Below are 12,314 nucleotides of genomic sequence, written 5' to 3'. Positions count from 1 at the left end.
CTTTTGTTTTAATCTCTGAGCACAGTGACTTGGTTGTGGTGACGTTGTTTGATGAGATGTGTCGCCAGAGCAATGAGGGAACAACACACCAGAACCTTTCCTAGGTGTTGAATTTGCCCAGCGATCGCCAGACCAATCCCTATCTGCAAGTAGTAGATAAGCCCGAGAATTGCGCCACCGCTGCCGGCATGTTGCTTGTAATCTTTTAGTGCTGCGCTGATAACATTGGGAATCGCGATACCAAATGCCATCACGACCAGCATCATTGCGAGCACAAAGTAAATACTGTCCAGAGTCAGATAGACACTTATGCTCCCCACGCACAGTAATGCAGTGGCTAGGCTAATCAGAGCTGATGGATGAGTATGCTTGTTTAGCAGGTATTTGTTGCAGTAGCTGCCAACCACAGTACCGAGCCCTAACGCAATGCCACTGTAGCCAAATTGGGCAGAGCTATAGCCAAGCTTAGCAAAGGCGAATGCCCCCAGTTGGTAATAGGAAAACAGCGCAATATTGAAGACGGCAATCAAGATAGTGGAGTACCATATATGACCGTCTTTGATCATCCTCCAACCTAGCTGATGGAGATTAAGCGGCGTCCTCGATTGCTGTGTTTCTGGTAGCCTGAAGAGGTTGTAGATGAGCAATAAGATCGCCATGCCAAACAGAGCGGAAAATACGTAGGTATGCCCACCTGCTTGAGCAAGTTGCCCACCTACGGCCATTCCTATTACGGGGCTGAGCGCGATTCCCATACCCATCAGACCAAATACTTTAGCCAAAGCTTCACCGTCGAAGACATCTCTCAACATCGTTTGAGTGACTACAGAGCCAACAGCAATGCCAAATGCGCTGGCAATTCGTGCTGCAATCAGACACTCAAACTGGTCGGTAAGCATTGCGACTAAGGCGGATAAGCCGTAGACCGTAATACCTGCTAGCATTGCTGGCCGTCGGCCCCATTTATCCGTAGCTATCCCCCAAAATACAACGCCCAGTGCAAACGCGATGAAGTAGACAGATAACGTTTGTGAAGCTTGCGCATCCGTGACTGAAAAGGCCTCGGCAATCGAGTGGAGTGCTGGGCTGTAAATCGTTTCCACGATCTGCGGAAACATGAGCATTACGAACATCAGCCAGAGTGAAGGCTTACGTTTCATGATACGTCCTCAGTAAATTTAACTTGAGACGCAGTATAAGGAGCACTACTATTTTTCTATTAACGACAATAATACAAAAAACATCAAAATAAGGACAAGAGCGTGCTGATCGATGAACATTCCGTGATAGATCCTGACAGTATTGATTCCAAAGTGGTGGGCATTGCGGCCGATCTTGGCAGGCACGACTCTGGATTGCACAAGCACCAAAAAGGTCAGTTGCTCTATGCGCCGAAAGGCTGCATGAATTTCGCATTGTCGGACTCTATTTGTATCCTCCCTCCCACTAAGGCTGTTTGGATTCCACCAGACACAGTGCATCGTGCCTTTATGACCAATGTTGTGGCATACCGCTCGCTGTATTTTGATTGTGACGCTTTCTCCTGCCCTGACGCGATTACCATTATTGAAGTCAGTGAGTTGTTGAAAGCACTGATTAACAAGATGGCTTTCTGGCCTGCGGATAAACCTGAATCGGAAATGACCAACCACACCGCTCTGTTTTGGGAAGAGTTTAGTCAAAGTAAAACATACTCCTACGAGCTGCCACTGCCCACAGACCGGAGATTGAAGAGATTTCGCCGTCAAGTCTCTGATGAAGCTTTTCTGGCCCCCGATTTGGTGACATTAGCAAACTCCGCGGGAGCCAGCCCTAAAACCGTGACTCGGATCTTTAAAGCCGAAACGGGCATGTCTTATCAGGAGTGGAAGCAGCAATGGCGAACCCTAAAGGCCATCGAGCTTTTGTGCCGTGAACGTCAGGTCAGTGATGTCGCGCACTTACTAGAATTTTCTTCCGACAGCGCCTTTATCGCATTCTTTAAGAAGCAAACTGGGCAAACACCACTGAACTTCATGAAATGTAATACTTTTCCATAATGTTCAAAATATGTCTGAAATGTCCCAATTATTTTCGTCTTTCGCCGTCTTATGTCGTCTAAGGTTAGGAACAGTACATTAAATGACCCTCAGGCGAGTAGCTATGTTTACGACAAAACCGCAAAGAAACGATATTTCAGACAAATTTATCAAGCACGACAGCAAGATGCTTCAGCAGATATACGGGACTGATGATGTGCTGCCATATTGGGTAGCGGATATGGACTTTCCTGTTGCTCACCCGATCACTCAAGCTTTGGCTCGGATCGTTGAACGTGAGAAATACGCTTATGAATTTGACTCAGAAAGTGTGTTTAAAGCCATTTCTGACTGGAATAAGCAGCGTCATGGTTTGGAGCTCAACCCAAGCTACTTTGTGCAAGTACCGGGAGTACTGAGCGCGATTGCATTGATGATTCGCGAGTGGTCTAACAAAGGCGATGGTGTGCTTATTCAGGTACCCGTCTATCACCAATTTAGAAGGCTGATTGAGTCTGCTGGGCGTAAAGTGGTTGCTAACCCGCTTACATTAGAAGATGGCCAGTATCAGCTGGGTTTCGACGACTTTGAAGCCAAATTGAGTGAGGAAAATGTCAAAATTGTTCTGCTCTGTAACCCTCATAATCCAGTTGGACGCGTTTGGACTCAGGACGAATTAGCAAAGCTGGTGGCGATTGCAGCCAAGTACAATGTTGTAGTGATCAGTGATGAGATTCATGCTGACATCGTATTTGAAGGCCATCAATTCAACAGTATCCTCACCCAAAACTACGATAACCTTGTGTCGATCATTGGCTCGCCAGCAAAGAACTTTGGGCTGAACGGTATTGCTAATGGCTATCTTTATACCGAAAACCAAGCACGGCTTGAAGAGATTAAGTCCACGGTGGCCTCAATGGCACTGGATCACGGTAATACGTTGACTAACTACGCCACCGTGGCGGCTTACACTCAGGGTCAGGCGTGGTTTGAAGGTTTCCTCGCGTATACACAAAACACCGTCGACTGGATTGAAGCTTACATTGCTCAAAACCTACCACAAATAAAAATGTTTAAGCCGCAAGGCACTAATCAGATCTGGTTCGATTTTTCAGGACTCGATCTAGAACCCGAAGCACTGAAAAGTCTGTTGTTCACACAAGCGAAAATGGGGCTGACACCCGGTGGATGGTTTGGTGAGAAGAATCCAAATTTCTATCGAATGAACATCGCGTCGCCATTGGAGCAGATTGAGCAGTCTTTCCACGCATTATCTGCGGCGATAAAACAGCTGTGATAGAAAAGGAAGAGGAGGCATGGCCTCCTCTCACTAAGTTAGAATGGGTAGTGGCTGAACATATCGTCGATCAGTGATTCGAGAAGCTCAGGGTTATCGTTGGTTTTCGCATACGTTCTCAAACCCGAGATCTGGATTTGAACGTGGCTAGCAAGTCGTTGAGTGTCTTTATCTGCGCTTAATTCACCCTGCTGCTGAGCTTGTTGCAGTACTAACTCAAACTGACGCTCCATTAATCTTAAAGAGTGTCTGGCTTCTTCCAGCAAATCTTGGTTAGCTTCGGTTAGCTCAGCGACGGATTTTGCCAGCATACACATGCCATCTGGTGCGCCTTTTCGCGAATGTAACACCAAATGTTTAACGAAAGCTTTGAGTGCCGCTAAGGGAGAGTCATTTTGGGACTTGAACTGTTCCAGGTTCGAGATACCCATTTGGGTGTAATGATTTAATGCCTGTTTAAACAGTTCCTCTTTACTGCCAAATGCCGCGTAAATACTACCCGGACGCATATCAATGACTTCTTGAAGATGGCGCATTGATGTGGCATGGAAGCCCTTTTCCCAATATAAATGGGTGGCTTTGTCGATGACTTGCTGACGGTCAAATTTGGCAGCATTCCCCATAACAGCTCTCTGATTTTTTTGAACGACAGTTCAAATTATAGTTTTTTCCCTCGCAAGGGTAAAGTGGTCAGCCTAACGGTCGTGATCCTATCTTCTGCTTTTTCGTTAATCTTCAATTAAAAACATGGCTTTATAGTGTTTTTGAACGACTGTTCAAAATCATTATTGAACATTCGTTCAAGTGGTTCTATAGTAAACATCGAAATGCGAGGAGGGTGTCCCTTCTCTGGAATAACGTGAATACAACAGGACATCATTATGAGTGAATTCAAATTACACAATGTAGAAAGTGCGCCAGAAGCAAGTAAAGCGATTCTAGAAGGCGCTCAGCAACGTATGGGACGCATTCCTGGCCTTTATTCTGTTATGGCAGAATCGCCAGAGCTGTTGCAGAGCTATACGCAGCTTCATCAATCGTTTACTAGCACCTCACTTGATGAGGAAGAACTGACCGTTGTGTGGCAGACCATTAACGTTGAGCATGAATGTCACTATTGTGTGCCTGCCCATACCGCCATTGCCCATTCAATGAAAGTCGATCCGGCGCTAACAGAAGCGCTACGCAATGGCCAAGCGATGCCAACCGAGAAGCTTCAGGCATTGCATGACTTTACTTTGAGTGTGGTACGAGGGCGAGGGAACGTATCGGAACAAGAGTTATCGGCATTTTACGCCGCTGGTTATGGTCAAAAGCACGTTCTTGAAGTGATCCTTGGCTTGTCTCAAAAGGTCATCAGTAATTACGTTAATCGCATTGCTCAGACGCCAGTTGATGCCATGTTTGAAGCTTACGCTTGGAAAAAATAGTCGACTAACAGAGCGGCGCAAATCGGCCGTCAGTGACCTATAGTTACCAATGCTCACAAAGACGTGAGCATTGTTGTAAGGAGTGTGCAGTGAGTAAGACGTTTGCCTTTGATGTGTATGGTACTTTGATCAATACCCATGGTTTGATCACTTTACTAGAAAACTGGATTGGGGATAAGGCATCGGCATTTAGCCAGACTTGGCGTGACAAACAGCTGGAATACTCTTTTCGCCGCGGCTTGATGAAAACGTATCAGCCGTTTTCGGTGTGTACTCAGCACGCGTTAGATTACAGCTGTGACTATCACGACGTTGAACTGTCGGATGAACAAAAAGCCCAGCTGTTAGAAGGGTACCTTAGCCTTCCCGCTTTTGCAGATGTGGCCGAGACACTTAAGCGCCTCAAGGCAGCGGGTCATCGACTTTTTGCTTTCTCCAATGGCGAAACTCAAGCTGTCAATACGCTGCTGGACCGAGCGGAATTGAGCGCGTTTTTTGATGGTGTCATCAGCTGCGAAGATATCGAAACTTTTAAACCCAACCCGGACGTGTATCAGTATCTGATCGATTGTACGGGGGCTTTTAATGTCTGGCTGGTGTCGAGCAATCCATTTGATATTCTCGGCGCAATGTCATCAGGCATACAGTCTGTGTGGGTTAAGCGTAGCGAGGAAGCATTGTTTGACCCTTGGGGTATTGAGCCTACTCGTACCATTTCCACACTTGAACAACTCACCACGGATTAACACCACAAGGACGCATGGGTGTCGCTTGCGCGTCCCACTTCTCTTTTACCTGCAAATACAATCTCGTTTGTAGTCTACATTTCGTCAGAGACTTAAACTCTTTTTCAAGGCTGATAGAGGTAAGTATCTGTTTTTAATTTGATTATCGAGTCACAGCATCACTCTATTTGCTGACATAGATTCGTCGGTCACACTGCGGATAATGCGCGGGTCATCGATGAATTGTTACTGCTATGAGTTAACAAGGAAAGAGTATGTTGTTCAAAAGGTATTCATTACCGTCATTTGTGTTGCACTGGGGTGTGGCCTCACTTTTCATTTTCGTCTATTACATTGGCAACACTATGGTTGATCTGCCACCCAGCGATGAAAAATGGAGTTTGATTGCCAACCATAAATCATTAGGTGTTGTGCTGTTTGCCCTCGCGATATTCCGAGTGTTATGGCGTGCTAACGAAGGTTTTCCTTTGCCCAAGCGAGAAGACACAAGCATGTCTATTGCCACCGCGAGAGTTGTACATATCTCTTTGCTGGTGGTAACACTGCTGATGCCGATATCTGGTATTTTGATGAGTGTTGGATCTGGTCGAGGAGTGAAATTGTTTGATACCACACTGATTTATGGTGGTGAGAAGATAGCTTGGATGCAACAGGTGGGAAGCTTAGGTCACCAGTTATTGAGTTACTTCATTCTTCTTCTGTTGGCCGCACATATTTTAGGCGCTGCAAAGTCAAAACGGAGCCTTAGAAGAGTTTAACTGAGATAAATAAAGCCACCTCATGGCTATGAAGTGGCTTTACTTGTTAATTTCTAATACCAATCTTCTTCACATTCGTACTCGCGTATCCTTGATTAACCATTGCAAAACTCTTAGCAAGATTCTCTGCTGATTCCATATCTTGAGATTTTACAATAAGAGAAAATACCGGAAGATCAGCACCAACATAAAAAGTTTGAGAGTCAATATATGAGTCGGTGACAATGCCTTTTCTACTTAAATAAACGACATGTTGAAGATCTATACCTAGAATATTATTCACAACTTCTGGAGACGAATCACTATTCCATGTGAACTGAATATTATAACTTTGCAGAGCAAGACTGTCTGAATTTATCCAGCCACTACCTAGTGGCACTATGCTAATATGTCGAGATAAATTACCTTCTAAATCAAAAGTCTGATTTGCAATCTCCTTTGCTTCAATAATGTCTTCTGCTTCAATGATATAACTAGGCAAAGCTCTGGTTTCATTGTTATAGATGATTTCCTTTAGATACATACTGCTTACACCATTTGTGTTCTCTCGAGTTTCAAAGATAGATCGAGCAGTTTGCCTATTTACGTCTTCAATTAAATCACTTTTAATCTCGGGATTGATGTAAGTTAAATATTCCTTTGACTCCGAAGTTAAAGATATTAATAGCATAGAGGATAATAGTACACGTTTCATATTTACGTCCTTTGTTAACATTCAAAATTATTATATTTAAATTGTCGTAAATAAATGAAATTTAATAGTAAATCTATGTAAATAGGTTGTTTTTAATATTTGAGATGATATTAAATGGGTCTCTCGACAAAAAATTGAAGTTGTTCAAGATATATTAAAATTGTAGCCAGTTTCTTACGTGAAAAAATATAGAGAAATGTTTAGATTTAGGTGGGAGCTAATTATAAAGGTAGGAATACAATACTGTTAAGCGAGGAAGAAACCACTCATTTTCATGAGTGGTTAAAGTCAGAGAGCGATTTTACTAATGGCTTTGTTGCCACACTCTTCTTCAATAAGAGGGTTGGGCGCGCCGGATAAACCAATTGCACCGATGACCGTACCTTTATACGTAATGGGTAGCCCACCCGTTAGGATAAGAATATCATCTTCCATCTTACCCAACTGGCTAAACCCTTTTGCTTCAACTGCGCCGGTTAACGCTGAAGTTGGCGCCTTAAGGGTGGCGGAAGTATAGGCTTTACGAAAGCTGGTGTGAACGGTGTTGCTACCAGTGCTTTCGCCACGATAGAAATAGAGCAATCGACCTTGGTCATTGACAACGGAAACCGAAATCGGAACGTTAACAGCATTGCACTCAGCGATGGCTTCTTTGGCGATTTGTTCTGCAACATTGGTTGGCAGGTAGAATTTGCTTGGTATCTCCGTAGCTTGAACGGATGAGATTCCAAAAAATAGGCTGGCAAGTGTCGTGGTGAACTTGTTCAACATGGGCTCTCCTAGATATGAATTCGTTGGAGAGGTATTTATACCCATCGGTGTAGAGACGACTCTACAATTTGGATTGTTTTTATGGAAAAGAATCAGACAGAAGGGCAAAGTGAACTGTTGGGCTCGAGTTTTGAGCAGTTAGAACCTGCACTGCGCGCCAAGCTTGAGGCCACTCAGAGCAAAGTTCTCTACGCCGAAAAACAGTATATTCATTATGCAGGTGATGAGGCCAAGCATCTGTTTTTCGTTAACCGCGGGACGGTGAGAATCACCAAATTTAGTGAATCTGGCAAAGAGTTCATTATTAAGGATCTCAGCCAGGGCGAATGGTTTGGTGTGATCGGTTGTTTTGGCGGTGGTAAAAGACCTAATGATGCGATTGCTTTAGTCGAAACTGAGTTGATTCAGTTCTCATTAGCCGATTTTATGGCCGTAGCTGACCAAAATCCTCAGCTGTGGCACTGTATCAGTCACCAGTTGGCTCAGTATGTGGTCCATTACAACCGAAGGCTGGAAGATATCGTGTTCCAGCCATTGTTGGAGAGGACGAAAGCCATGTTGTCTCAGCTAAGTCGTTGGCAAAATACCGACACTTTAGCGATGAGCCAAATGGATCTGGCTTGTTTACTGGGCGTGACTAAAGAAGCGGTCGGGTTGCAGTTGAACAAGCTGCAAGCAGAAGGCGCTATCTCATTAGGTTACAAAAAGATTCATATACACGCTTCTCTTGACCGAAATCCAACCGTGTAAATACTGGAAGATCATACGGGTTGACGCTCTTTCTGCACCAAGGCTTCATGAGTACTGAACCCACGTACAATGTTACCCAGTGTAATGGCGGCGAATGCGAGAATCACAAAGCTCAAGTGCCATGCTTGATTCAAACCCAGTGTGACCAGCGCCATGCTGACGATAGATGAGATGATCATTTGTCCGCCACCAGACATGGCCGCCGCCGCGCCCGCTTGTTTCTTGTAGGGTTGCATCACCATTGCCTGAGCACAGGGTAGGGCTATCCCGTTACCTAAAATCATCAATAGCTGACCAAACATCAGATAGAGTGGCTCAAGCGGGCAGAAGAAAAACCATAGCGCAGAAGCAAGGTGCAATACAGGTGTGCACAGCAGCATTTTCTTACTGCCAATTATCGGTCTTACTCGATTGCAGATACTGGTACCTGTCAGCATGCCCAGTGCTGGAATGAGCGCCCACATGGCGTATTCATCCGATGTCATCCCAATCTGATCTTGCATGATAAACGGCATCACTGAGACGGTGGTGATCATCAGGCTGAAGTTCAACCAGCCGATACTGGCGAAGCTGATGAAGTATCGAGAGGTGAGTAATTCGCGATATTGTCTCAGCATATTGACCGGTGAAGGTAGAGGCTTGGTTTGGCTCAATGTTTCATCAAAACGAATCGCAATGATCGCCCAAGCGATAGCTACATAACCCAGTAATGAGACAAACACCATACTCCAGCCGAAGTGGAAGTTGATAAAGCCGCCCAATACTGGTGCTATCAAAGGTGTGATTGACGCCGCCATAGCGATGTAAGAAAGGGCGACAGGCAGTTGGGCACCACTGTAGCGATCTCTGGTTGAGGCTCGGGCCAATACCGCGCAGCAACCCGTTCCTAAGCCTTGCAGCAATCGTCCAAGTACCATTCCGGTAAATGAGTCGCTGAAGGAGATAATCAGCACTAAGCCTGTCAGTGCAATTAATAAACCTGCCAGCAATACCTTTTTGCGTCCTAGCGAATCGGAGATAGGACCGTATAGTAACTGTGAAGGCCCAAAGCCAAGTAAGTACACACTGACTAACAACTGAGCCTGATCGAGTGAGATGCTAAAGTCGCGAGCTATCCACGGTAGTGAAGGGAACACCAGCCCCATGCTTAACTGGCCAATACTGATGATTAAGCAGGCGAGCAGAATGGCTCTTGGCTGGATAGCATTACTCATCATTTTCCCCACAAGCAGACGAACCTTTTGCTCGGCGTTTTAGGCAGCCCTCATCATCATCTTGCTGGAGCTTGGCTTTGACTCTTTTAACTGTCGATAGGCTGACATCGCATTGTTCTGCCACGCTATGCAGTGTTTTACCTTGCATCAAGAGTTCGGCAATCTGGCGATGTTTCTGTTTATCGGCTGGGCGGCCACGGAACTTCTGTTTCCACAGTTCAGGGTTATCTTTGAGCTGCTTACGTCCCATCTCTGCCGCGAATAAACGATGCTGAGTCTGCACTTGCCCGTAACCCGACAGCAGGGCGAGTAGAGTTTGGCTTTGTATTGTGTTGGGTTCGAGTCGCAAGGGCTCACATACAGTTTGTAAATTGACGCCTTTGTTTTGAAGTCGTTCCACCACGCCAAGTGCCTGACTAAAATCATGGCCAAATGCACTTAGCCACCAAATGACCACGGTATCGCCAGTTTTTAGCGTGTCTAAAAGCTTTATGAATTCAGGACGCTCCATCGCTGGAACGTATCCACGCACTTTGTCCTGAAAGTGTTTTGCTTCAGGAGCGCAACTCTGCATTTGCTCAAGTTGCTGAGAGTAGGCTTGGTTTTTTGGAGAAAATCGAGAGTAAAGGTACGTCGCCATAAAAATGTTTTGGTTCATTTGGTGTGATGGGTCATAAATATAGATGGGTTCATAAATAAGATCAACACCAAATGAACCATTGCCATGGAGAGATGGCTTAACCTATTGAGAAAAGGAGAGATAAATTTTGGGCGTCAGAAGCGTTCTGAGCCCAAGTTCGGAAAGAGGTTACTTTAGCGTGTGGCTCAAGAACAGGTCGACACAACTCTTGATGTATTGATGCTTTTGTTCGTGCGATTCTTCGATGTTCTCACCGAGATAGCGCCAGTAGACCGCCTTGCCATGAAACATCAGCAGTAACTGAATGGCGCTTTGATGACTGGAGACATCAAGTTGGATGGTGCCGTCTTCAACTTTCTTATCCAGATATTGCTCAAGCATTTTGGTTGTTTGAATCGGGCCGTACTCTAAATAGGTGGCGGTAAACTCAGGGTGCGTATCGATGTTGCTGACCGCATTTCGATACGTTTGTTGGGCACCTGGGTTCAGCAGAGTTTGGTGAAAACCTATCCCAAATTTCACCAAAGCCTCTTCAATTGGCAGGCTGAGATCAAGCACCGCTTCGTTCGCTTGATACTCCAAGCATTTGTTTCTCATGCATGTTTCAAACAACAAGTCCTTGGTTTTGAAATGCGAGTAGATGGTTTGTTTCGAAACATCTGCGAGCTTCGAAATACTATCCATACTGGCACCGTAGCCGTGGACACCGAATAATTCAGTGGCCGCTTGGAGAATTCTTTGGCGTTTTAATTCACTGGCACTTGTCATCGATCTTTCGCAATTTGCAGGACACGAGCCAAACATATCAATATCAAACTGGACAGTCTAGTTTTGTTACTGTTTAATATGCGATCAAACTAGACCGTCTAGTTTGATTGTTGATTTTTGGTTAACGAGGCTGACTTATGCTGTATCAGAATAAAATGGCGACAGCGCTGGTAATGACAACTCTATTGCTGGTTTCTGGATGCTCTGAATCCGTGGGTGAAGAACCTAAACCAATAAACCTCATCACCGTAGACTCAAAAAACATTGAGAAAAGTGATGGATACGTTGTCCCGAGAGAATATGTCGGTGTTGTTCAGGCAGCGCAGCGAGCAAACCTTGGTTTTGAACTGGCAGGGAAAGTGCTCAGTATCAATGTGGATGTGGGTGATCAAGTTAAGCCAGGTGATACCCTAGTGACGCTGGACACTCAATTACTTGATGCTGAGAGAAATGAGCTGTTGGCACAACTGGAGGAGATCCGTTCTCAGGCCAAATTGACCGACAGTAATCTTAAACGTCAGTATTCGCTGCAAAAGAAAGGTTTCAGTTCTGAGTCTGAAATTGATGCGCTCACCAGTGAGAAAGAGAGCCTTGCCGCTAACGCACTGCGAGTAAAATCTGCGCTTGAAGCCAATTCACTCAAACTAGAAAAGTCGATACTAAAAGCGCCTTATACGGGAGTGGTGAGTAAACGTTTTGTATCGATAGGTGATGTGGTATCCACGGGCACTGCGACCTTATCTTTACTGTCATCCGACAACAAAGAAGCGCTGATTGGTATTAATCGTAAAGACATCAAGAAATTCTCTCAGCTCAAAAATGTCAGCATAACCGTCAACGATAAGCCCTATGCGGCCACCTTACTTTCTCATCCTTCGAACGTTGACAGTAATTCTCGCAGTGTCGGGTTGCGTTTTCTTCTTCAGGACAGCGGGGCTGTATTGGATGGTGAATTGGCTTATCTGACCTTTGAAAAATCGTATAGCGATAGTGGATTCTGGATTCCTGCCACGGCACTGACCGATGGGGTTCGTGGTACATGGAATGTGTACACCTTGGGCTCAGAACAGGGGCAGAAAATTATTGAGCGAAGAGTGGTGAATGTTCTATTTGCCAGCAACGATTCAGTGTATGTACAAGGCAGCCTTCGCGGTGGTGACGAAATCGTGACTTCCGGGCTGCATAAAGTGGTCCCTGGTCAACCAGTGCAAACTGCTGAGTGAGTGTC

Annotated in this window: 14 protein-coding genes; 7 read left to right on the top strand and 7 right to left on the bottom strand. The window is 45.2% G+C overall.

Annotation, left to right across the window (positions count from 1 at the left end; genetic code table 11):
- Positions 1-8 precede the first annotated feature (8 nt).
- Positions 9-1,160 carry a multidrug effflux MFS transporter gene (locus F0265_RS01260; protein WP_171747442.1) on the bottom strand — a complete coding sequence of 384 codons (1,152 nt, stop codon included), beginning with the start codon at positions 1,158-1,160 and terminating at the stop codon, positions 9-11.
- A gap of 102 nt (positions 1,161-1,262) precedes the next feature.
- Between F0265_RS01260 and F0265_RS01255 the strand changes: the two genes are divergently transcribed.
- Together F0265_RS01255 and F0265_RS01250 are read left to right on the top strand one after the other, a co-directional pair.
- Entirely contained in the window at positions 1,263-2,039 is a 777-nt protein-coding gene (locus F0265_RS01255; RefSeq protein ID WP_171747441.1) for a helix-turn-helix domain-containing protein, read from the top strand.
- Between the two features lie 103 nt (positions 2,040-2,142).
- Positions 2,143-3,315, top strand: coding sequence for a PatB family C-S lyase (locus tag F0265_RS01250; protein ID WP_171747440.1), 1,173 nt, complete (start codon positions 2,143-2,145; stop codon positions 3,313-3,315).
- Positions 3,316-3,353: 38 nt separating this feature from the next.
- Here F0265_RS01250 and F0265_RS01245 read toward each other — a convergent pair whose 3' ends face one another.
- Entirely contained in the window at positions 3,354-3,938 is a 585-nt protein-coding gene (locus F0265_RS01245) for a TetR/AcrR family transcriptional regulator (RefSeq protein ID WP_171747439.1), read from the bottom strand.
- Positions 3,939-4,196: 258 nt separating this feature from the next.
- On the opposite strand from F0265_RS01245, the gene F0265_RS01240 reads away from it, so the two are divergent.
- The 3 genes from F0265_RS01240 (at position 4,197) to F0265_RS01230 (ending at position 6,249) form a co-directional block, all read left to right on the top strand.
- Positions 4,197-4,745: a carboxymuconolactone decarboxylase family protein gene (locus F0265_RS01240; protein WP_171747438.1), complete on the top strand. Its 549-nt coding sequence runs from the start codon at positions 4,197-4,199 to the stop codon at positions 4,743-4,745.
- 89 nt (positions 4,746-4,834) lie between these two features.
- Complete coding sequence (locus F0265_RS01235; protein WP_171747437.1) at positions 4,835-5,491, top strand: haloacid dehalogenase type II; 657 nt, start codon at positions 4,835-4,837, stop codon at positions 5,489-5,491.
- A gap of 254 nt (positions 5,492-5,745) precedes the next feature.
- On the top strand, positions 5,746-6,249 hold the full coding sequence (locus tag F0265_RS01230) for a cytochrome b/b6 domain-containing protein (RefSeq protein ID WP_171747436.1): 504 nt from the start codon (positions 5,746-5,748) through the stop codon (positions 6,247-6,249).
- Between the two features lie 46 nt (positions 6,250-6,295).
- Here F0265_RS01230 and F0265_RS01225 read toward each other — a convergent pair whose 3' ends face one another.
- Both F0265_RS01225 and F0265_RS01220 read right to left on the bottom strand, forming a co-directional pair.
- Positions 6,296-6,943 carry a hypothetical protein gene (locus tag F0265_RS01225; protein ID WP_171747435.1) on the bottom strand — a complete coding sequence of 216 codons (648 nt, stop codon included), beginning with the start codon at positions 6,941-6,943 and terminating at the stop codon, positions 6,296-6,298.
- A gap of 288 nt (positions 6,944-7,231) precedes the next feature.
- Positions 7,232-7,714 carry a heme-binding protein gene (locus tag F0265_RS01220; protein WP_171747434.1) on the bottom strand — a complete coding sequence of 161 codons (483 nt, stop codon included), beginning with the start codon at positions 7,712-7,714 and terminating at the stop codon, positions 7,232-7,234.
- An 81-nt stretch (positions 7,715-7,795) separates the two neighbouring features.
- Between F0265_RS01220 and F0265_RS01215 the strand changes: the two genes are divergently transcribed.
- Positions 7,796-8,464 (top strand): Crp/Fnr family transcriptional regulator, encoded by a 669-nt coding sequence (locus F0265_RS01215; protein WP_171747433.1) that lies wholly within the window; start codon positions 7,796-7,798, stop codon positions 8,462-8,464.
- An 11-nt stretch (positions 8,465-8,475) separates the two neighbouring features.
- Here the strand turns inward: F0265_RS01215 and F0265_RS01210 are convergent, their stop codons facing one another.
- From F0265_RS01210 to F0265_RS01200, 3 genes are all read right to left on the bottom strand, one after another.
- Positions 8,476-9,678, bottom strand: coding sequence for a multidrug effflux MFS transporter (locus F0265_RS01210; protein ID WP_171747784.1), 1,203 nt, complete (start codon positions 9,676-9,678; stop codon positions 8,476-8,478).
- Complete coding sequence (locus F0265_RS01205; RefSeq protein WP_171747785.1) at positions 9,671-10,318, bottom strand: recombinase family protein; 648 nt, start codon at positions 10,316-10,318, stop codon at positions 9,671-9,673. The genes F0265_RS01210 and F0265_RS01205 overlap by 8 nt, the downstream gene beginning before the upstream one ends.
- 168 nt (positions 10,319-10,486) lie before the next feature.
- Positions 10,487-11,086, bottom strand: coding sequence for a TetR/AcrR family transcriptional regulator (locus F0265_RS01200; RefSeq protein WP_171747432.1), 600 nt, complete (start codon positions 11,084-11,086; stop codon positions 10,487-10,489).
- A 137-nt stretch (positions 11,087-11,223) separates the two neighbouring features.
- On the opposite strand from F0265_RS01200, the gene F0265_RS01195 reads away from it, so the two are divergent.
- A complete protein-coding gene (locus F0265_RS01195) occupies positions 11,224-12,309 on the top strand; it encodes an efflux RND transporter periplasmic adaptor subunit (RefSeq protein ID WP_171747431.1) in 1,086 nt (361 codons plus the stop codon).
- The last annotated feature ends 5 nt before the right edge of the window (positions 12,310-12,314 follow it).

It is taken from the genome of Vibrio sp. RE88 (assembly GCF_013113835.1).
Taxonomy (GTDB): domain Bacteria; phylum Pseudomonadota; class Gammaproteobacteria; order Enterobacterales; family Vibrionaceae; genus Vibrio.
This window is presented reverse-complemented; position numbering and strand designations above follow the sequence as displayed.